Source organism: Algoriphagus aquimarinus (assembly GCF_007997215.1).
GTDB classification, from domain to species: domain Bacteria; phylum Bacteroidota; class Bacteroidia; order Cytophagales; family Cyclobacteriaceae; genus Algoriphagus; species Algoriphagus aquimarinus_A.
Map to the genome: position 1 here is coordinate 33,609 of NZ_VORW01000025.1, position 23,520 is coordinate 57,128.

The following is a 23,520-nucleotide window of genomic DNA, read 5'->3' on the forward strand; positions in this document are numbered from 1 at the left end:
TAATGTTATTTTTTACCAAAATACTATATACAATGCAGCAGTAATGCCTGCAATTAGAATAGCACCAATTTTAAATGCTGTACTAGTTCTGAACAGCTCTTTATCAATAGTAATACTGTTTGGATGATCTTTTCCTTTGCCTTCTACCAAAGAAATGATAATCATCAAAGCTGCCAAAATCAAGAAAACAACTCCCATTCTATCAATGAATGGTAAAGCAGGGAAAATAATTTTCAAGACTACAGAAAGTGGAATACTCAATGCGGCTCCTGTAAGTGCAGCATTTGAAGTAGTTTTCTTCCAGAATACACCGAAGAAGAAAATCGCAAATACACCTGGACTAATGAATCCTGTGTATTCCTGAATAAACTGAAATGCCTGATCTAGCTGTCCAAGTGCTGGAGCTACTACAGATGCAATGACGAATGCAACAACTGCTGTAATTCTACCTACACGAACTTGCTTAGTCTGGCTTGCATTCCTGTCAAAGTGCTTATTGAAAATATCCATGGTGAAAATAGTAGAAGTACTATTAGCCATAGATGCCAGAGAAGATACAATTGCTGCTGTTAAAGCCGCAAAAGCAAGTCCTTTCAGGCCTACTGGAAGTAAATGCAAAAGCGTAGGATAAGCTCTATCAGATTTGATCAATCCCGTAACAGGATCTTTCATAGATTCAATAAAGCCTGTGTCTATACCGTTTTCTACGATCACATATGCTGCAATACCTGGGATTACTACGATCAAAGGCATTAGCAACTTCAAGAAACCAGCGAAAATCATCCCTTTTTGGGCTTCATCTAGATTCTTTGCTGCCAAAGCCCTTTGCGTAATGTACTGGTTGAATCCCCAATAACTAAGGTTTGTGATCCACATGCCACCCACTAATACAGATATGCCTGGAAGATCCAGATATGCATCACGGGTTCCACCCGATCCATCAGGAATCATCATTTCTCCTTTGGATAATATCATAGAGAAGTGACCTGGAACTTCTCTGCGAAGTAAATTCAACCCATCCCATGCATCTCCTGAACCAACCATCTGAAGTGCTATGTAAGTGGTAGCTAAACCACCGGCAATAAGAAACACTACCTGAATTACGTCTGTCCATGCTACAGCTTTCAAACCTCCATAGATAGAATAAAGCATGGCAAAAGCTGCCAATCCAGCGATTCCGTATCCCAGAGGAATATCCATTATTGTGTTTAGACTCAATGCACCTAAGTACAATACTGAAGTCAAATTCACGAATACATAAAGTAACAGCCAGAATACGGCCATGGTCGTTCTTACACGTGAATCGTATCTATCTGCCAAAAACCCTGGCATGGTATAAATTCCCTTTTTAATATAAATGGGTAAGAAGAATATAGCTACAACCAAAAGTGTAACTGCTGCCATCCACTCATAGGTAGAAATAGCAAGTCCAAGTGCAAATCCAGAACCTGACATCCCGATAAACTGCTCCGCAGAAATATTGGAAGCGATCAAGGATGCACCTACTGCCCACCAAGGGAGAGCTTTTGAGGCAAGGAAATAATCAGCGGAGTCTTTAATGTGTCCTTTTTTCTCTCTGGACACAAATAAACCCATCCCGACGATGAGAAGACAGTAACCGACAAATACGGCTAAGTCTAAAGGTTCTAAAAGCATAAATTGTTAGGTTAGATTTTGGGCAGTTAGTTTGGGTAAACGACTAATCTTATTAGAATAGGCCGATAAAGATAATATTTTCAAAGTAACGTCTGTAAAAAAATGCACCTAATTAAAATTAATCAAATATTAGTTTCAAAAACTCAATGGGCTTAGTAGAAAACATCCTGTCTTTAAAGCGCTCTAAATAACTGACTCCTGAGGAGTTAGTGACAACAACTTGCTCGGCAGTATGCAACTCATCCAATTTAAACTCTCCTACTTCCAATGGAATTTCGCTTGAGTTTAAATAATCGATGAGAACCTGACGACTAACACCGTCAATACATCCGCAAGTTAAAGCCGGTGTGAAATATGTACCAGATTTCACCCAGAAAATATTGGCAATACTCGCTTCAGAGATATAGCCACGATGATCTAATAGAATCATCTCATCTAATCCCCTTTCACTTTTCTCTTTATTTGCGATAATATATGGTAGAGCATTCAAAGTCTTATACTTCGACCAAGGGTTTGCAAAGAGTTGTACATTCCTTGATACGTCTGTATACCGTTTAATTTCAGATACCACAGTGGCTGGAGCAATTTGGAGAAGTTGAATCACGGCAGATTCTTCAGGAGTATATTTGCCTGCACCAGCACGAAAAACAGTCCATCGAATGCGTTTTCGCTCACCGGGTATTGTCTTTTTCAAAAGGGAAATCAGTTCCTCTGAATTGATCATGGAAGCATCCATACCTAAGAATTCCATTCCTTCTGACAGACGCTTCAGATGCTTTTCAAAAAAGCGAATATTATCCTGACTCCAAACCATCGTCTCAAATAAACCATCACCATAACTGGTGGCTCGGTTAGGTAGCTTTATATAATCTTCGCAGAACCAAGTCCCGCTTGAAGATGACTTTTGATAGATTGTTTCGATTTCGTTCATAAAACTGTTCATAATCGGCCATAAAACCAATTTGTCAAATTAAGGATTTGTTAAACTTTGTAAACATGACACCACTTAAATAGCATTCAATACAATAAATATTAATTTTTGCTCGAAATCGTATCAACGATTTTACCTTAGCATCAAAATTGGAATATTACACCCAGATGGCAAATAAAAGTAGCGTTTTTGATATGATTGGACCAATAATGATAGGGCCATCTTCCTCGCATACCGCAGGAGTAGTGAGAATAGCAAGAGCCGCCGTTCGTGTTTTGGGCGGAATACCTGAAGATGCATCTATCACTTTTTATAATTCTTTTGCAAGAACGTACGAAGGTCATGGTAGTGATCGAGCTATCATCGGTGGATTGATGGATTTCAAAACTGATGATGCTAATATTAAAAATTCACTTGACATAGCTAAGGAAAAAGGATTTACTTATCGATTTAAATCAATTGGTAATTCATCCATCCATCATCCAAATACGATCAAGCTTAACCTTAGAAAAGGTGATAGAATGGTAGAAGTCGTGGGCGAAAGTCTTGGAGGTGGAGTGATCAATATTTCAGAGGTGGATGGGTTTGTAGCGAATTTCTCTGCTGCAGATCATACACTTATTATTAAAGCCGAGGATATATCAGGAGCCATTGCATTTATCTCGGCAGTGATCGCACAATCGAAAGCCAATATAGCCAGTATGTCCGTTTCCAGAAAAGGAAAAAATGACCTAGCCTGTCACGTGATAGAAATGGACTCTGGTATCAAGGACATTACTATAGAATACCTGAAATCGTTATCCTGGATTACCGAACTAATATATATACCTGACATTGACCTTTAATTACACTATTAATTACACCATGAGAAAATTCCTACTAGGCTTTGCTTTAGCTGCTGGGATTGGTTTTTCAACTTTTGCACAAGAGACAGTTATTCCATCTGGTCCTATCGATCTGGAAACTGCTGTAGCTATCGCTCTGGAAAACAATCTTACGCTAAAAAGAAGTGAATTAAACCGACTCTCTAATGAGGCAACGCTTTTACAAAACCAAGGGGCGAGATATCCAAGTTTAACAGCTGGAGCTTCTAGCAACTTTAACTGGGGTAGATCCATTAACCCTGCGACTAACTTATTCGAAACTCAACGAATCGGTAACATCAATCTGAACGCATCTTCCAGTGCTACCTTATTTAATGCTGGAAGGTTAACCAACACCATAAATCAGACTAAAACTATTTTAGAGCAAAATCTATATAACATTGAGTCTACCAAAAACACGATTACGCTGAACGTGATTAACTTCTATGTAAATGTAGTATTCAATCAGGAGCAGGTAAAAATCGCTGAAAACCAGCTAAAGACAACTCAAGATCAATTAGATAGGACAATCAAACTGGTGAATGCTGGCTCATTACCTTTCTCTGATCAACTTGATTTGCAATCTCAGCTAGCTACTAACAATGTAGATTTGATTAATGCGAAATCAACGCTGAATGGATCTATGCTTAGTTTAGCCCAAGCGCTTCAAATTCCTTTTTCAGCTGATTTTCAAATCGAAAAACCTGAATTAAGTATTGATGACACATTTATGGTGTCAGAATCCTCTGCTACCATTTTCCAAACAGCAGTAGAAAGAATGCCAGAAATTAAAGCAGCGATGCTGGGAGTACAAAGTGCTGATTACGGTATCAAAATTGCCAAAGCGGGTTACTCTCCTACGGTATCACTATTTGGAAACTTAGGTTCGAATTACGTGGATCTTTATGAGCTACAATTCGGCGACCAAATTGACCGTAACTTTTCTCAATCTGCAGGGTTACAATTGAGTGTCCCTATATTTTCCCGCATGAACAATAAAGCGTCTGTTCAGAGAGCTACGGTACAGAAAAAACTGGCTGAGGTAACTGAACTAGAAGCAAGAAACCAACTTAGACAAGACATCGAAACGGCATTTACAAACGCTTTAGCTTCGGAACAATCCTATCAAGCTTCGCTCACTCGAATCGCTAGCCTAGAAGAGTCTTTCAGGATTTCACAACAACGTTTCGAATTGGGAGCAATCAATTCTGTTGATTTTCAAGTAGCTCAAAACAATCTGTTTTCAGCTCAATCACAACTCGTATACGATAAATACACTTATATTTTCAGAGTAAAAGTTCTTGATTTTTACCTGGGTAATCCAATTAATCTTTACTAAACCATGGCCAATAAAAAATCAAACAAACTATTGTATTACCTTCTTGGAGGTATAGTAGTCCTAATTATTTTTGCAGTGATCGCTCGAAATGCCGGCTGGGTAGGTGGAGACAAAGAAACGCAAGTTGAAGTCACTAAAGTAAAAAGAACATCAATCATAGAAAAAGTAAGTGCTTCTGGAGAGATTCAGCCTGAGGTAGAAGTAAATCTAAGTCCAGATGTAGCTGGCGAAATCATCGCATTACATGTGAAAGAAGGAGATTCTGTAGCTGCTGGAATGCTTTTGGTAAAGATCAGACCTGATAACTTTATATCAGCATTGGACAGAACAAGAGCAAATTTCAGTCAGCAGGAAGCTAACCTTTCTCAATCCCGTGCTTCCTTGCAAAGATCTGAGGCTCAATTCACTCAATCGGAGCAGAACTTCAACAGACAAAAAAGTCTTTATGAGCAGAGAGCTATTTCTGATGCAGACTTTGAGCAAGCTCAGGCAGATTATATAACTTCCCAAAAAGATCTGGAAGCAGCAAAGCAAAGTGTTCGTGCTTCTGAATTTGTAGTGAAAAGCTCTCAGGCTTCAGTAGACGAAGCTTCTGAGAACTTGAGACTGACTAATGTATATTCTCCAGTAAACGGTATTGTATCCAATCTCTTGGTAGAGCAAGGTGAACGTGTAGTAGGAACTCAGCAAATGGCTGGTACTGAAATGTTGACTATTGCAGATCTTTCTAAAATGGAAGTTCGTGTAGATGTCAACGAAAATGATATCGTAAGATTGAGTTTGGGTGACACTACTATTATTGATGTGGATTCATATGCTTACACTGGAAAGACTTTCAAAGGAGTGGTAACGAGTATTGCAAACACAGCTAATACAAAAGCATCCTCTGATGCAGTTACGGAGTTCAAAGTCAAAATCAGAATCCTGAATGATTCATACCAAGACCTAGTGGAAGAAGGTAAGAAATATCCTTTCCGTCCAGGAATGACTGCTTCTGTAGAAATTCTTACAAATTCAAAATCCAACGCACTTTCGGTTCCACTTGCTGCTGTGACTACTAGAGAGCATAAGCAAGACACATTGGTAGCAGGCACTACTCGATCTAAGGAATTGGTATTCGTCAATGATGGTGGAGTTGCCAAATTGAAAGAAATCAAAACTGGTATTTCTGACTTTCAAAATATTGAAGTTTTGGAAGGGTTAACTGAAGGTGAGCAAATCATCTCAGGACCTTATTTCATTGTAAGTAAAGAGTTGAAAGAAGGTGACAAAGTTGCCCCAGTTGAAGGTAAGATTACTGCCGTCAAAAAGGACTAACTAGTGTAGGGTATGAGCCCTTGACTTTCCTACTAAAAAAGCCCTGTGAATTGAGTTTCACAGGGCTTTTTGCATTAAGTAGTGTCGAAGATGATGCTCTTTTACTTCACCACTTTTTCAGTTGAGCATAGATCAAATGAAGCGGGAATCCCATCACATTATAATAGGAACCTTCAATCCTTTCTACTCCCATAAAACCAATCCATTCCTGAATTCCGTATGCTCCGGCTTTATCCATTGGTTTATATTGATGAATGTAATGCCAGATTTCCTCCTCCTCCAGAAATCTGAATGTCACAATCGTCTCATCCTCCAGCGTGATTTGTCTCGTTTTATCTCGAAAAGTTACTGCTGTCATCACCGTGTGAGTGGCGCCAGAAAGACTTTTAAGCATATCAAAAGCTTCTTCTTCTGTATTGGGCTTGCCCAATACGTGACCATTAGCTATTACTACTGTGTCTGAAGTGATGAGGATTTCATTGTCAGCAAGCTCTGCTGCAAAAGATTCAGATTTCAACTTAGATAAATATGCCGCTACATACTCAGCTTGAATATCCTTTGGGACTGTCTCGTCCACTGAATTCACTCTTACTTCAAATTCTACCTCTAATCCCTTTAATAATTCTTGACGCCTCGGGGAATTAGAGGCGAGTATAATTTTCTTATTGGTTAGATTTTTCAAAAAAGGATCCATAGTCGAAATCAAATTCATCTTGTTTAATACTAGCGAAAAGCAATCCGCCTAACGCTTTTGGATAGAAATAGGTAGATTTCTGTGGCATTACTTCACCGCTTTTACATACTTCTAGAACTTGGCTAAGTTCTAATTCACGAGTAATCACTGCAAAACTGGCTTTTCCTGAACGGACTTCTTGGATACACCTGGAGAAATTTCGCTCATATACAATCTGATCTGAGCTCCTTTGATCAGCTACTGCTATGCCCAAAATTCTTGCAAATAACACTTCATGAAGGACTGTTAAGTCCAGCTGTCTTATGCTTTCCGGTAAATGTAGATTGATATGATCCATCATACCTGCTTTCAATTGCAAGGTATAGCTCTCCTCTCCCATTACTAATCCAAAGGTATGAGGTTTATGAAAAGCATAGGTACCTAGCTCTTCAGAATCCGCAAATTTTTTCACAACAAACCATTCTTTGATTTTCTCAAGTAATGAATCTTGCAATAGTTCCAATCCATAATACAAACGATGAGTAGGTAAAATTTTCAGATGATTCCCACTGGTATTCGTCAAGTACATTAGGTGATAATCATGGCCTTTCCATCGATTCTCCGACAACTCTCCTTCCATAGACTTTCGGTATTCTATTGCACCTTCGAGTCGATGATGACCATCAGCCAAGATTACTTGCTTGTCTTTTAAAACTTCCAGAAAATGCCGGATAATTTCAGGCTCTTGAATCACGCCCATTACTTCTCTGACTCCCTGGTAATCTTCAAACTCGTACAAAGGATTCGCGATAGCTTCATCCATGTATTTCTCTAGCTGCTCATCCAGATCTTCATATAATCCATGCGTAGGACTCGCCTGAATCTGAGTTGTTTTCAATAAATCAATACGGTCATTCACAGCAGATACAATCGTATTCTCATGTCTCAGAATAACTTCTTCACTCCATTCATAGGCCTTTATCTGCGCTATAAATCCTTTTCTACAGCGCTCGTCATGCTCACCCGGAAGGCGGAAATATTGGTAATACGCATAGATTCCAGGTTTCAAATCCTGTTTAATTATTCCCTCTGATTTCCATTTGTTAAGGGTTTCCAAGGCATTTCTAGCTGGATTGTCTCCCTGAGGAACGGAGAGATGTATACTGTTTATGGGATTTTCATACAGTAATTGTCGTTGTCGTGCCGAAACCACATCAAATAATGGTGCAGTCAATTCTTCCATTTTCGGCGTAAAAGCATCGGCATAACGCCAAGCTTTTATTGGTAATATCTCTGCCATATTACTGTAATCTATTTCTCCAGGCCGATTCTATATTGTCAGCTGATTTAGACTGCAAAATTCCTGAAGGCTTGTTCTTGATAAAAAACTCAACCGCCAAGGCTGAAATCACTTCGAGTTCAGAATCTGTAAATTCCTGATCCAGGACAGATGGATTGAAATAATTCTCAACGAACTTGGTATCAAAAGCTCCACTCACAAATGCTTCATGTGTAATCGCGAATTTGCAAAAATCAAGGGTAGTCTGAATTCCCACAATCTTATAATCCTCAATTGCCCGCACCATCTTCTCGATAGCAGCACTGCGGTTTTCAGCATGGGTAATCAATTTGGCTATCATCGGATCATAATAGATAGGAATGTCCATTCCCTCTTCAAATCCATCGTCTACACGAATCCCTGCTCCTTGGGGACGTCGATACGTTTCAAGTCTGCCTATATCTGGAAGAAAATTATTTCTTGGATCTTCTGCATATACACGAACTTCAAGTGAATGCCCATTTATTTTCAGTTCATCCTGAGTAAAAGAAAGGGCTTTTCCTTCGGCGATTAAAATTTGCTCCCGAACCAGATCCTTTCCAGTAATCATTTCTGTCACCGGATGCTCCACCTGAAGGCGAGTGTTCATTTCGAGAAAGAAGAAATTCAATTGTTCATCAACAATGAATTCCACTGTACCTGCCCCATAGTAGTCACAAGCCTTTGCCACGCCTACCGCCGCTTCTCCCATATCCTTTCTCATCTTAGGAGATACGACCGCTGAGGGAGCCTCTTCTATGACTTTCTGATGTCTTCTCTGTATGGAGCACTCCCGCTCAAACAAATAAACAATATTTCCCTGCTGATCTCCCAACACCTGTATTTCTATATGTCTAGGGGAACTGATGTATTTTTCTATGAAAACAGCACTATCTCCAAAGGAAGATTGAGCTTCACTAACTGCCCGTTGCATCTGTTCTTCAAACTCTCCTTCATTCTCCACCACTCGCATTCCTTTTCCTCCTCCACCAGCGCTGGCCTTGATGAGAATAGGATATCCAATTTCAGATGCTCTAGCTTTTGCTACAGGAATATCAGAAATAGCTTCTTCAGTACCCGGAACCAAAGGGATATTATATTTCCCCACAGCTTGTTTAGCGGCAAGTTTACTTCCCATTATTTCTATGGCTTCCGGTGAAGGCCCGATGAAAATCAAACCTGCTTGCTGTACTTTTCTAGCGAAATCAGCATTCTCTGAAAGGAAACCATACCCAGGATGTATTGCATCTACACCTAGTTCTTTGCAGAAAGAAATTATTTTATCTCCAAGTAAATATGACTTATTAGATGCGGGAGGTCCCAGGCAAACTGCCTCGTCTGCGAAAAGCACATGTGGAGAAAGCCTATCTGCCTCACTATAAACAGCAACAGTAGCAATCCCCATTTCTCGGGCCGTACGCATGATACGCAAGCTGATCTCTCCTCGGTTAGCTACTAGTAGTTTTTTGATTTTGGACATTATCTCTTATATTAAAGCTAGAATTTTGGGTTTAGGCGAAATAAAGAAATTTATCCGAGCTTTGTTAAGAATCGTTGGTTTCGCAAAACGTTTTTTGCATAGCAGGCATTAAAGTTTTATTTTTGGCGGATTTTAATGAACAGATCATTAAATCCACAAACACTTAAATTCGAAAGCTTTGGATCTATTTGCAAAATTAAAAATGAACATGGGCCCTTTGGGCAAACACTCTGAGTTTGCAGACGGCTATTTCTCCTTCCCCAAACTAGAAGGTGAAATTGCTCCGAGAATGAAGTTTCAGGGGAAAAATGTTCTAACCTGGAGTTTGAATAATTACTTAGGCCTCGCAAATCATCCTGAAGTACGGAAAGCTGATGCTGATGCCGCTGCACAATATGGCGCTGCCTATCCTATGGGCGCACGTATGATGTCAGGACAAACCAGCCTTCACGAACAATTAGAGGATGAATTGGCCGCTTTTGTCAACAAAGAGAAAGCCTACTTATTGAATTACGGATACCAAGGTATTATGTCTGTGATCGACTCTCTTCTTGATAGAAAAGATGTAGTAGTTTATGATTCAGAATGTCATGCTTGTATCATCGATGCACTTAGAATGCATTTGGGTAAGCGTTATGTTTTCCCTCATAACGACATTCAAAATTGCGAAAAGCAGCTAGAAAGAGCGACTAAACTTGCCAACGAAACCGGCGGAGGAATCCTTGTGATTACCGAGGGTGTATTCGGTATGACAGGAGATCAAGGTAAGTTGAAAGAAATCGTTGAGCTTAAGAAGAAGTTTGATTTCAGATTGCTAATTGACGATGCGCATGGTTTCGGTACTATGGGTAAAACTGGAGCAGGAACAGATGAAGAGCAAGGGGTACAGGATCAAGTAGATCTTTACTTCTCTACTTTTGCGAAGTCAATGGCTAGCATCGGTGCATTTATCGCTGGTGATCCAGACGTTATTATGTTCTTGAGATATAACATGCGTTCTCAGATCTTCGCTAAGGCTCTTCCAATGCTATTGGTTGCAGGTGCATTGAAGCGTCTTGAGCTATTGAAAACTCAACCTGAACTGAAGGATAACCTTTGGAAAATCGTAGGAGCACTTAGAAAAGGACTTCATGACAATGGATTCAGTACTGGAAAATCTAATTCTCCAGTGACTCCAGTGGTACTCAACGGCACTGTAGGTGAGGCTGCTGCATTGACTCAAGATCTTAGAGAAAACTACAGCATCTTCTGTTCAGTAGTTATCTACCCTGTAATACCTAAAGGAATGATAATCTTGAGATTAATTCCTACGGCTGTCCATACACTAGAGGATGTGGAAGAGACCATCACTGCTTTTGCAGCAATTAAGGAAAAACTAACCAGCGGAGTATATAAAAATTCCAAGTTGGCAATGTCTGTTGGTGAGTAAAAAAAATTCAAAAAAAATGCCCTTAGGATTGAATTAGCAAGTATTTGGGCTATATTGAATTGCAAATTACTTATCATCAACTTTAATAAAACACTTTTACTATGAGCAAATTTAGTGAAGTAAGCGAACTGATTAATTCTCTTAAAGACGATTTTGAAAAGTTCTACGAAAAGGGAAATCAGGCAGCTGGTACTCGCGTAAGAAAAGGAATGCAGGACTTGAAAAACATGTCACAGGACATTCGCAAAGAAGTTCAGGACAAGAAGAACCAAGGATAATTCCAAAAACAAAAAAAGGTGACTAGTTAGTCACCTTTTTTTATGCTGATTTACTATTAGAGAAACTTAAAACTCCAATTTATTATTGTTCTGATCTATATCAGCTAGCCTCTTGCTAGGATCAATTTCAATGGATTTGATCATATCTGATTTTTTATTGATTCTGATAGTCTTAGTCAAATTTGTCCAAGGCCAGTCTTCAGAAATCACGCGAGTTGGTGCGCCAGCTTCAGCAGCTTTATCACCCCTCATGATTTCCAGAGGCAAATACACCATCTCAGAAGTTCCATCTTTATAAGTGATGACCAGGTCTATAGGCATTGGCATCAGGCCAATTCGCTCAAGAGTAATGTCTGTCTGATCACCTTGTGGTGTCATTTTCTTCACTGCATAGTCAATAGTCTTGGTCGTATATACAAAATACTCCTTGTACCAATCCAACTCCAAACCACTCTCTTTTTCCATAATACGGATGAAGTCATTCACATTCGGGTGCTTGAAGCCCCAAGTATTCCAGTAGCTTAGAATTCCTTTATCTCTAGCTTCTTCACCGATGATATAACCCATCTGAGCCATAAACACTGCTCCTTTGGAATATGCAGCAGAACTGTAAGCTCCATTCGTATCATAATGATCACTATGGGTACTCATAGGCTCTTCTTTGCCAGATTTCACCAATCTGTAATAGCCTGAATATGACCCTGTCAAAGGTGCCTCGCTAGCTTTGTATATAGATGACATCGTTAGCGCTGAAGCATAGCTAGTGAACCCTTCGTCCATCCAAGGGTAAAGTGCCTCATTGGTAGCTAATACACCCTGAAACCAGCTATGCGCTAACTCGTGAGCCATTACACTTACCAATCCATTTAAATTACGACCACCAGTCACTAGCGTAGCCATAGGATATTCCATTCCGCCGTCACCACCTTGGATGACAGAGAACTGCTTGTATGGATACTGTCCAAAATGTTCTGACATAAACTCAATCGCCTTTGGAGTGTACTCCATAAGCTTCACCCAGTTCTCGGTAACGTCATCAGTAGGAATATAAAGATGATGAACAGTTACACCACTTTCCATTAAGAATTTATCGTGACGGTATTTAGGATCCGCTGCCCACATGAAATCGTGAACATGTGGAGCTTTGAAGTGCCAAGTCAGCTTGTCTCCTTTAGGTTGAGTAACCTTCGCTCCAGCTTCTTCATAACCATGACCGATTTCATTAGGGTTTTGTAAGTAACCAGTTCCACCCAGTACGTAAGTTTTATCGATAGTGATTTTCACATCAAAATCTCCCCAAATACCATAGAATTCACGACCGATGTAAGGATTGGCATGCCATCCCTGCTCATCGTACTCAGACATTTTAGGATACCACTGAGACATAGAATATCTCACGCCTTCACCGCTATCTCTTCCTGATCTTCTGATCTGTACAGGTACTTGACCAGTGAAAGACATTTCGAATTTAGCATCCGAATTTGGTAAAATTGGCTCCGCAAGTTCAACTTCAAGGATAGTACCTACTTCACTAAATTTCAATGGCTTGCCATTCATCGTCAAGTTACTCACTCTCAAATAACCGATCTCATCTGGCTTCAATTTGCTGATTCGATCTCCTACTCTGCGATCCGGATCAGCTATACTTCTGGATCTTTCATCCATCATGCTACCTGGCTGAAAAGCATTGTAGTACAAATGATAAAATACCCGGTCTAAAGTATCAGGAGAGTTATTAGTATAAATCAATACCTGAGTTCCACTGTATTGATTTGTGTTGACGTCCATATTGACGTCCATTTGATAGTTGGCTGCTTGCTGGAATCGTCCCGTTTGGGCGAAGACACCGCTACATGCTACCATTAAAAGAAAAAGCCCGAAGAAAGGCTTAGCCAAGTTAATACGCATAGTTGATTGTTTTTTTACAAATAAAGCCAAATTGAAAAGCGAGCCCAAACCATCAGTAAAAAAACGGACCGAAAATAAACTCGTAATTATTCTAAATCCTCAAGTATACTCCAACTGCTTTTTCCATTCCTTTTCTCAGAACTATACATTTAAAAAAGAAAAGCGCTTGAGTAATACCCAAACGCTTTTAATTAAAAAATCACCCTTTTTAATTGTTTTTAATCAGCTTCCTCGTTATTGTTTGGAAGTTAATCTGCACCTGGATTTGATATAATCCATTACTCAGCGTACGCAGATCTATCGTTTTAATAAATCCTTTTTCGTAGTCTCCAGACTCTTCAAAGACTAATCTTCCTGTTGCATCAAACACCTTTAAATGGATAATCGATGGCTGGGAAATATCGATTTTAACATTGGTTTCTGTGGTGGCAGGATTAGGATAAACCAACACTGAATTTTCTTGAGTTTCTTTAAATAGTTCGAACTCTTTGGTGAAGACATTACCAACTATATCCCTGCTTGAAATTTGAATAGTGGTAGAATTCAACTCATCCTCCACTCCTTTCCATATCAATCGATTCTCTTCAATTTTGAAGTTTGAATCAGATTCTAATTCATAGGTATGGATATCATCAGCTGAGTCAACAGTTTCCAAAACTGCAATTATATCACCTTCTGCAACATCTATTGGGATAATAACATTAGATAGAAGTATATCAGTCGGGGAAGGTTTCTCCAAAACAAGCAATGAAACCTGAACATTTTCAGGTAATCCATCTAGCTCCAAATCTGTCAAGACACCTTCTACAAATTGGACTCCTTCTAGGATTGGATCGTATTGATCCATGTCCCAAAGCACAGTTTTTTGAGGAAACTCTATTAAGATCTCAGCTAGTTTATTTTCAAGAACTTTTTGTGAGGTATTCCAATTAACTACAACTAATTCAGAGCTATTGATTGACTTGTTCTTTCCTTTTTGAGGGTTATGAATAACAATACTTCCACCTGTCAGATCCGTTGTAGCATCATCCTTATCTGAAGCACCAAATTGATTATCATAAATAATCTCAGAAGTTGCACTCTGCCAGATCTTAATTCTAAATTTATCTACTTCAGTCACATCTTTTTTGCCGCCATCCACAGTAGAAACCATAAATGAATAGCCTGTCTGTCCATTAATAGTTCCATGCCCCTTATACAAGGCTTTGTAACCTGCAATCACCAGTGACATATCATCATAGGACGAACTATTAAAATTCAGGCCACCATTTTTAAACTGGAATTCTGTATTGCCATCAACCTTGTTACTGCCCTTTCTGTATTTAGCTACAAAGCCGAAGTTGGCTCTACCTTCTGCATTCAAATCCTGAAGGTATGCACCTTTAGGTGACCAGATAGTTCCTCCACCAGTTACAAACCCTCCCTCTGGATCATAGATCACTGCCAAATCGGTAGAGCGATCTATTTCTCTACCACATTCATCTTTTACAAATAATGTAATTTGATACACACCAGCATCAACATAACTATGGTCAGCACTAAAATCTGAATTGAAGTCAGTAATGCTAGTGATGGTCCCATCATCCCAATCCCAATATGCTTCCACTATGCTTCCATTGACTATTGCAGAAACTCGGATTTCAGTATTTACTGCATTTGGATCCAATGGTCCAGAAATACTTATGATTTCAAGCACTTCGGAACATGGATCTGAGTTACAACTTCCAGCTATTCCTGGATTTTTCAATTCATCAGAATCGTCGCAATCATCAGCATTGGCCACATATCCTGGAGGTACAGCACAAGACTCAATTGAATTAGACGCATCTCCATAACCATCTCCATCTTGATCCAAGTAATATGTCAGCCCAACAGCATCCGAATCTTCATCGTCCACAAAACCATCGCAATCATTGTCAATGCCGTCGCATACTTCAGGTGCTCCCGGATAAACTGTTTTATTTGAATCGTCACAATCTCCTTCACTAATAGTAAATCCATCACCATCTAAATCAATTTCGTTTAGAGTTATTGTTACGATTGCTGTCGCACTATTATCATTTCCATTAACATCTGTTGCAGTTAGTACCACTATATTATCACCATCCTCGAGACTTGAGAAAGTATACTTATCCAACATTAAGGACAGAATACCGCAATTGTCAAATGATCCATCATTTACATCTTGTTCAGTAAGTGTTAAAGTCTCTCCTTCATTAATATTGAAAGTTCTATTTCGCGTAATTACTGTTGGCAATTCTGCATCATTCACCTTCACTGTGAAGCTTACAGTTTCTTCATTGCCATGAATGTCTTTCGCTAAATAGGTAACAGTAGTAGTTCCAACATCAAAGACAGATCCATTAACCAGATTAGATTCAAAGGTTTCGATTCCACAGTTATCCGATGCATCTGGTTCAATCCAGCTAACAACTGCACCACAGGCTCCTTCTGCATTATTTACTACAATGTTTTCAGGCACATTCGTAATCATAGGTTTCTCTGAGTCTGTGACCGTAATAGTCTGAATTACCGTATTCGCAGCATTGCCATTTACATCAGACACATTCCAAGTAATCGTAGTCTCTCCAACAGGGTAAGCATCGGTCAATTCAAGTTCGTCACTTCTCACACCGGTTGGTTCACCGACAGAGCAATTATCAGCAGCAGAAACAATTGCCGTAAACCTTGCTTCGCAAAGTCCAGCTTCAGCAACAAGGATCTGATCTCCATTCGTGGTGATTACAGGGATCTCGGAATCAGTAACAGTGACATTAAAGCTACAAGTAGCCTCATTACCTGCACCATCAATAGCGGTGTAAATTACTGTGGTGACTCCAACTGGGAATATTGTTCCTGGCTCTAAATTGCTAGTCAAAATCACTGATCCGCTGTTATCTGTAGCTGTTGGTTCAGTCCAACTAACCAATGCTCCACAGTTCTCTGGATCTATCTTCACAGTGATTCCACTAGGACAATCACTTATAATTGGATCCTCGTTATCATCACTTTCAGTGATATTAACTGTAAAACTGCATTCTCTTATTTTTCCAGAAACATCAGTTGCTTGGTATATTACTATTGTAGATCCAAGTGGGAAGAAAGTACCAGTAGCTTGCCCACTGATCAATTCTAAACTAGCGATACCACAGTTATCCGTCGCTATCGGTAAATCATAGTTGATCACTTTTCCAGTTTCCCCAAATCCAACCGTGGTACTGATATCGGCTGGACAAGTAATAACTGGAAGTTGATTGTCTGTAACAGTAATAGTCTGAATTACCGCATCCGCAGCATTCCCATTTACATCAGACACATTCCAAGTGATCGTAGTCTCTCCAACAGGGTAAGCATCGGTCAATTCAAGTTCATCACTTCTAACTCCTGTTGGGTCACCAACTGAGCAATTATCCGTAGCAGAGGCAGTTGCCGTAAAGCTTGCTTCACAAAGTCCTGCTTCGGTAACCAGATTCTGATTTCCATTCGTGGTGATCACTGGTAATTGATTGTCTGTAACAGTAATAGTCTGAATGACTGCATCCGCAGCATTCCCATTTACATCTGACACATTCCAAGTGATCGTAGTCTCTCCAACAGGGTAAGCATCGGTCAATTCAAGTTCGTCACTTCTCACACCGGTTGGTTCGCCTACAGAACAATTATCCGAAGCCGAAGCAGTTGCCGTAAAGCTTGCTTCGCATAGACCTACTCCAGCAACCAAATTCTTATTTCCATTCGTGGTGATCTCCGGTAATTGATTGTCTGTAACAGTAATAGTCTGAATGACTGCATCCGCAGCATTCCCATTTACATCTGACACATTCCAAGTGATCGTAGTCTCTCCAACAGGGTAAGCATCGGTCAATTCAAGTTCGTCACTTCTTACACCGGTTGGTTCGCCTACAGAACAATTATCCGCTGCAGAGGCAGTTGCCGTAAAGCTTGCTTCACAAAGTCCTGCTTCGGTAACCAGATTCTGATTTCCATTCGTGGTGATCACCGGTAATTGATTGTCTGTAACAGTTACAGTGAAGCTGGCAGTTTCCTCATTGCCATGAATATCTGTAGCAGTATAAGTTACCGTAGTTTCTCCAACTGGGAAGGTCGCTCCAGGTAAAATGTTTGAAGTGAACGTATCAATTCCACAATTGTCAGTTGCATCCGGTGCAGTCCAAGTGACCACTGCATCGCAAGTTCCAGCATCATTGTCTACTACAATGTCTGCAGGAACATTCGTGATGGTTGGCAATACTTGATCAAATACAATTATTGAAACAACCTTTGTCGTCACATTCCCATTGGTATCCACGACTTTGTAATTCACTAAATTCTCTGATCCAACATTAGAGCAATCGAAGTCAATTGTACTAACACCATCTCCAAAGTAATACTCAGCTATTCCACAATTATCAACGGATCCATTTTCAACCATAGCTACAGTTAAAGTGCCTGAACCTAAATCATTGAGATAGACCGTTATATTCTGTTTAACATTGATAGTTGGAGCTTCTAAATCACTCACAACTATTTCAGCAAATTCCGAAACTATGTTAGCGTTGGAATCAATCACTTTTACCTCATAAATACCAGCAGATAGATTTTCAAATAATGGTAAACTTGAAGTGCTGATTAGGATAGCTTCCTTGTACAACTCAAAGGTATAAGGCCCAGTGCCAGCGAAAACTATTACTTCAAGCTTTCCATTAGCCGCATCTACACAGGATTCATTAGTAATGTTGACATCAATTCTGAAAATCTCCTCGAATTCAGCGATCACATCTTTATTGGAATCCATGGTGAGAGTGACCTCATCTGAAGTGCCACTCGCATCTCCCAACCATTGCTTGAAAATCCAACCCACTGCAGGAACAGCTGTTAAAACAACCTGTGAATCAGCGTCAAAATTATTTTCATTTGGACTTCTTCTAATCAAACCTGATCCGACTACTGAGGAGGTCAGCGTGAATTGTAAATTCTCACAATAGCCTTTGGTAATTGAATTGTCATCCAGATTATATTCGTAAGGATATGCATCACTTATTTCCGCATATAATTCAAATGTGTTACTCAGGACGGTGACTTCAAATATTGCAATTTCAGTGCTCTTAGGACCAACGTTTACCTGTTGTCTTCCTATTTCCTGAAGCTCAGCGCCAATTTTATGGTACAAAATAAGTGTGCCTTCTGTGCCAATGTCTCCCTCGTTTCCTACTGTTAAGTCCACAGTAATTAACTCTCCATTTGCAGGACAATCACTGCTTAACACTATACCTTCGAAGTAAAGGTTTGGAGCATCTCCAACAAAAATTGAACGTATGGCAGTATTGTTTAACCTGTTTGCATCATCTAGGACTTCCTCGACATCAATGATTGCTTCTAGGTTCTTTAAGCCCCCTATAGCACTGCTGTATGGTTGAGTGATTGCAACTGTTCCATCTTCTCCTGCAGCAACTCCAGAAACTAACACATCATCTCCAAGCTGAACTCCATCCACATTCAAACGAACTTTGAATGGACCCGATGGAACAATTCCGATATTATCAAATGATACAAACACATTGATTTGCTCACCTAAATCAGGATTAATTTTAGAAGGTGATATATATGGAACTAACACCCTTAAATCAGGGCCCGGTGTGTTGATCGTGATTTGCTTTGAGTAAGAGTTATCAGTTTCATTACATTCGGTGAAATCCCCTGTCTCATCCACCACAACTTTTAAGGTAAAAGTACCTGCTTCTGTAAATATGTGAGGTATAGATACCAAATTTCCATACCCCGTATATGAAGAAGGAACTTCATTGATGAAGGTTTCCCCTATCAGGTCATTATCTAAATAGAACCTGACATTTACATTATTTGGAATAAATAAACCGGTGTTTTGGATGTAGGCATACAGGTTTTGAACAGTATAAACTTGGAAACCACCTCTCCAAACTCCAGACACACTTATAATTGAAGGACTCAAATCAACGCAGAGAGGGACGGTGGCCAAATTATTAGATTCGGACACCTCTTCTATTTCGTTCAGATTATCAGTCTTAAAACTCAAGTTATGATTTCCATAGGCAGCTATTGAAGAAACTAGTTGAACAGAATCAATCTTACCTTTTGCCATTCCTCCCGAATAGATCGAAGTTTCTGTTCGCTCAATTCCATTTTCGACAATCGTAAATTTATTCTCGAATGAATCTAGCACATCAGTATATCCATTGTTGGAGAATTTTGCTGTAATCGTAAAGCTTTGCCCCGGAAGCGGAAGTTTTGGGCTGACAGAAAGCAAATAATTGCTTGTTCTTAAATCCGGCTTTTTGGGAAGGTAGGTTATGGTTTTTGTGTAAACATTATTTGTCTCATCCCCTTCTACTATTTCACCAGATCCAATTGGCTCATCAACTTTGACTACTATCACATGATCTTCCGTAGTGGTGAAAAGATTGGATAGTGAAAAGTTTGCAGCTCCACATCGATTGATGACTGGAACCGCTCTAGAGTCAAATAAAACCCCATCCAAATACACGTTCGCATTAACCGTACTTGGTGTAGAAATTCCCCCGTTATTATTTACCCGAATGCTGAACGCATAGGAGTCCTCCAAGTTGAAAGTTGTATTTCCATAAATGACAGGGCTTAATTCTGGAGTCGAGCTATAGTTCCTGAAACTTTGGGTAGTTGTATTATTGTATTCAATTTTTTCTGAGACTTGATTGAAAGGATCCACTATCATTTGTACAAAACAATTAGGACCTGAGCAGGCATTGATGGTGGTCAGAATCGTGGTAAATGGATATTCTATGAATTCACCAGGATTCAAGGATGTCACCACAAATTCCCCAAGAAGCCCGTCACAGGAACTATACCTTACCACAAAATTCTCCGCGATGGCATCTCCTTCATTAATCACTTTTGCCGTACCAGTGACCGTTTCTCCAGCCAGAAAATAATTTCTTGGACCAAAATTTACCGAAATGTCACTGACAAGATCTGGCTTCAAAGTAATATTCGGGTCTTCAACTACTGAGACAGCCAAAGGTCCAAATGACTTAACAAAACGGCCATCATCCACTTCTCCGCTGACAGTATAATTTCCAGTAACAGGGAATCCTGAGAAAGTGGTATTGAAAGTTCCCTGAGAGGAAGTATAAGTAGTTCGGATTCTTCCGTCGCTCACTACCCATCTAACCACTGCATTCTTAACTTTTGGTGTAACCGCTGGATCCAAACCAATAAATGAAGCTAAGCCAGTAATTGTCACATTCTCCCCTACTACATAAGTCGATTTATTTGTATTAGCAGAGACTGAAATCCCTTCAGGAAGCGCATAGAAGCGAATTGCGAAGTTATTTAGCTCGTTTTTCTCCAGTAAGTTTTGTGCAGAGTCAAGCACCACTTTGACTTCATGAAATCCAGAACCTGTAAAGGCATAATCAAAAGAATAGTTTGTGAAAGACTGAGCTCCCACTGAACTAATCTGATCAGTTTTGATCAATGTTTGATCATCAAAAATATAGATATCGAAATTCTCAGCTAGGTAATCAGAGGTATTTGTGATTTTGGCAGTAATCGTGAAAGTCTCACCTATAGCTGGCTCATCATCACTGAACAAAATATCATTTGCAAAAATTGCGATGTCCAAGAAATCAGTTGTCACTAATGGACGGTTACTAAACAGAGGAGAAGCAAAACAACCCCCTTCATTAGAAGCTCGAATTTGGGTGTTCCAATCCGCATCATTCGTTAATCCAGAAACGGTTACGGTATAAACCTTCCCGTCTGTGATATCGGTATCCGCTGCATCTTCTTCTAGCATTGAAAATTCAAGCGTTTCCAAAGCAGAGGTCATCACCACTTTTGGATAACCCGAATCAGGAAGAGATCCATTTACCTCTGAATACATTACTCGGAAGACAAAGTCCGTTTCGTTAGTTCCAACTGTTGGAGATACAAAATCACTCTCATATCCCTCATCCCCAACAAATGCTAAAGTTGGTATATCAGCAACTTCTACTGTAATAAATAATTCCACCGAACAACCATTTCCATTGGTGACAATCACCGAATAGTCGGTAGATTCTGTTGGGCTTACTATGATTGATGAGGAGGTAGCTCCATTACTCCAGCGATAGGATGTTCCTCCAGTTGCAACTAGAGTAGTTGTAACATTCTTACATATTGTTTGATCCGGAGTAACCGAAGCTACAATATCCGGGTAATGCGTAATATTCTTTTCAGCTCGGTCATTAATCGAATTTTCATCTGTACCTACCAGATAAGCGGCTATCTGATAATCTCCTTTTGAACTTAAGTCAGCTTTTTGAGTGAAAGTATAAGCATATATTTCACCAGGAGAAAGTACTATTCCAACCGGCAAAGTCTCTTGGACTATCTCAGTTCCGTTGATTGAAAAAGCTACTACTAAGTTTTCGGCAAAAGTAGTCCCCACATTCTCTATTCGGATAGAAACAGCCTCTTCTGCTGTCAAAGTGCAATCAGATGAAGGATCAATTATCTCATTTACCGAAATATCCAATCCATTAACTGCAGTAAACTCCACTGCTCCCACACTTACTGGAAGGGTCCGAGGATTACTTTCAATATCTTCTGAAACAATCGCAGTCAGATCAAATCCATTAGCTGCCAACGCCTCATTCTGAGGAATCAAATTAGAACTAGAGAAAAAGTCTGAATTAACAGTAACTGAATTCAAATCTTTAGAAGAAGTACTTCTCCAAGTAGCAAGATTAGAAACTATGGTATTTCCCCATATTCCCAGATTACTTCCTGCAGTAAAAAGGTTATTAAAATTACTTTCCTCAATAGCTGATATCGTAGACAACTTCAAGGCGTAACCTGTTCCAGATTGGAAAATATTGTTGATGAATTTATTGTTATTTCCTCCAGAGACATATTCAAGTGCTGCACCTGCTGATTGATTCCAGATGGAATTATGATAGAACTGAAGATAGCTTGACGTGGACAAGTAAACTGCTCGATTTGGGCCCTCGGAGTAGAAGAAATTATTATAAACCAAATTTGAAATAGAAGCCGAACCAGCAATATTTACCAACCTGAGGGCATTACCTTTTCCGCTAACAACTCGGTTATTTTTTACCAATAATCCTTCCGAAACATTTTCAGCATAAATTGAAATCTGATCCTCGGTAGAGCTGGTATTAAGCGTATTTCCAGTAATTTCTGGGTTTAACTGATTGTTGAGATAAATGCCTCTAAAACCTATTTCGTTTAGTGTATTCCCGCTTACTAGTGTTCCTGACATTCGGTTATTACTACCATTCGAGGTGATATAAATACCGTAAACTCCCCCCGTTATCGTGTTATTTAAAACCCGGATATTTTGACCAAATGAAGGAGCAATATCAAGCGCCTTCTTTGAAGTACTGGTTCCTGTAGAAACTGGGCTTTGTATTTTTAATCCTTCAAAAAGTAAATCTGTTGCCCTATTTCTTACTTGAATAACCTGAGCTATTCCAGAAGTTTCAAAAGTCAGATTCCTAAAAATATAATGTTCACCATTATCAAGTTTCAAGGTATAGTCCACCGTATGGCTGATTAATACTAGGTCTGGATTTTCATTTGCTGATTCAAAAGTGATGGTAAAAGTATCGGAGGTACCTGAAACCGATCCCAAATTAACTTGTCCAGTGTAAGTACCATCAGCGATTAAAAAACGGACCGCTCCTGCAATTCCATTTAGCGTCAAAGCTTCTGAAGCAGCTGCAAAAGAAGTGAAGTTTCGTGCCCCACTTCCAGCAGGATCAAGTGTATAATCCCCTATCAAAGGTTCCCCTGCTATCGCAAATTCATTTGCCCCAATACTTACTGGAGCTGTTCTAGGATTGCCATCGATATCTACAGACACAACCTGCGTAAGATCAACTCCAGCTTCTGTTAAACTTGGGCTTTGGGCTAATAAATCGGTAGCAGAAACATACTGCGGGTCTACATTTAAAGAATTTGTGTCTTTATTAGATGCGGTTTTCCAAGCTGTTAAATCTGAAACGTTGCTGGTTAACCATCTTCCCAGATAAACACCTGAGGTAAAAAAGTCATTGTAATCCATCTCATCCAAACCAGTCGAGTTGGCCACGTTCACCGCATAACCCGTGTTCGACTTGAAGATGTTGTTCTTGATTTTATTGCCTGCTGCTCCCGAACCACTGTAATAAAGCCCCTGAGCTCCGCCTGTCGTATTGATGTTGTTATGGTAAAAACTCTGGTACTGGTTGGCGGCAAAGTACACCGAATAGCTACCCGCCTTCGAATGAATATGGTTGTTGGCAATCAAAGCTGGTGAGCCTGCTGTGGCG

General features: G+C 39.7%; 12 protein-coding genes. 5 read left to right on the forward strand and 7 right to left on the reverse strand.

From position 1 onward, the window contains the following. Window positions 1-12: 12 nt before the first annotated feature. Together ESV85_RS20265 and ESV85_RS20270 are read right to left on the reverse strand one after the other, a co-directional pair. Complete coding sequence (locus ESV85_RS20265; protein ID WP_146920872.1) at window positions 13-1,656, reverse strand: sodium/sugar symporter; 1,644 nt, start codon at window positions 1,654-1,656, stop codon at window positions 13-15. A 118-nt stretch (window positions 1,657-1,774) separates the two neighbouring features. Further along, on the reverse strand, window positions 1,775-2,587 hold the full coding sequence (locus tag ESV85_RS20270; RefSeq protein WP_191322072.1) for an aminotransferase class IV: 813 nt from the start codon (window positions 2,585-2,587) through the stop codon (window positions 1,775-1,777). A gap of 167 nt (window positions 2,588-2,754) precedes the next feature. Between ESV85_RS20270 and sdaAB the strand changes: the two genes are divergently transcribed. From sdaAB to ESV85_RS20285, 3 genes are read left to right on the forward strand one after another with little or no spacing between them, the layout of a single operon-like run. After that, window positions 2,755-3,432 (forward strand): L-serine ammonia-lyase, iron-sulfur-dependent subunit beta, encoded by a 678-nt coding sequence (sdaAB, locus tag ESV85_RS20275; RefSeq protein WP_146920875.1) that lies wholly within the window; start codon window positions 2,755-2,757, stop codon window positions 3,430-3,432. A gap of 19 nt (window positions 3,433-3,451) precedes the next feature. After that, the gene (locus ESV85_RS20280) at window positions 3,452-4,789 is read left to right on the forward strand and encodes a TolC family protein (protein ID WP_146920877.1); all 1,338 of its coding nucleotides are present in this window, start codon (window positions 3,452-3,454) and stop codon (window positions 4,787-4,789) included. Between the two features lie 3 nt (window positions 4,790-4,792). After that, the gene (locus ESV85_RS20285) at window positions 4,793-6,106 is read left to right on the forward strand and encodes an efflux RND transporter periplasmic adaptor subunit (RefSeq protein ID WP_146920879.1); all 1,314 of its coding nucleotides are present in this window, start codon (window positions 4,793-4,795) and stop codon (window positions 6,104-6,106) included. Between the two features lie 106 nt (window positions 6,107-6,212). Here ESV85_RS20285 and ESV85_RS20290 read toward each other — a convergent pair whose 3' ends face one another. The 3 genes from ESV85_RS20290 to ESV85_RS20300 are packed head-to-tail and all read right to left on the reverse strand — an operon-like array spanning window position 6,213 to window position 9,577. Next, a complete protein-coding gene (locus ESV85_RS20290; RefSeq protein ID WP_146920893.1) occupies window positions 6,213-6,800 on the reverse strand; it encodes a Maf family nucleotide pyrophosphatase in 588 nt (195 codons plus the stop codon). Next, entirely contained in the window at window positions 6,769-8,079 is a 1,311-nt protein-coding gene (locus tag ESV85_RS20295) for a DUF1015 domain-containing protein (RefSeq protein ID WP_146920881.1), read from the reverse strand. Before ESV85_RS20295 ends, ESV85_RS20290 begins: the two co-directional genes overlap by 32 nt. Window position 8,080: 1 nt before the next feature. Then, window positions 8,081-9,577, reverse strand: coding sequence for an acetyl/propionyl/methylcrotonyl-CoA carboxylase subunit alpha (locus ESV85_RS20300; RefSeq protein WP_146920882.1), 1,497 nt, complete (start codon window positions 9,575-9,577; stop codon window positions 8,081-8,083). A 178-nt stretch (window positions 9,578-9,755) separates the two neighbouring features. Between ESV85_RS20300 and ESV85_RS20305 the strand changes: the two genes are divergently transcribed. After that, window positions 9,756-11,006: an aminotransferase class I/II-fold pyridoxal phosphate-dependent enzyme gene (locus tag ESV85_RS20305; protein ID WP_146920884.1), complete on the forward strand. Its 1,251-nt coding sequence runs from the start codon at window positions 9,756-9,758 to the stop codon at window positions 11,004-11,006. A 101-nt stretch (window positions 11,007-11,107) separates the two neighbouring features. Continuing rightward, window positions 11,108-11,284, forward strand: coding sequence for a histone H1 (locus ESV85_RS20310; RefSeq protein ID WP_146920886.1), 177 nt, complete (start codon window positions 11,108-11,110; stop codon window positions 11,282-11,284). 66 nt (window positions 11,285-11,350) lie between these two features. Here the strand turns inward: ESV85_RS20310 and ESV85_RS20315 are convergent, their stop codons facing one another. Both ESV85_RS20315 and ESV85_RS20320 read right to left on the reverse strand, forming a co-directional pair. Continuing rightward, entirely contained in the window at window positions 11,351-13,192 is a 1,842-nt protein-coding gene (locus ESV85_RS20315) for a M1 family metallopeptidase (RefSeq protein WP_146920888.1), read from the reverse strand. A gap of 208 nt (window positions 13,193-13,400) precedes the next feature. Next, window positions 13,401-23,498, reverse strand: a complete 10,098-nt coding sequence (locus ESV85_RS20320; RefSeq protein ID WP_223276068.1) for an HYR domain-containing protein — start codon at window positions 23,496-23,498, stop codon at window positions 13,401-13,403. Window positions 23,499-23,520 lie beyond the last annotated feature (22 nt).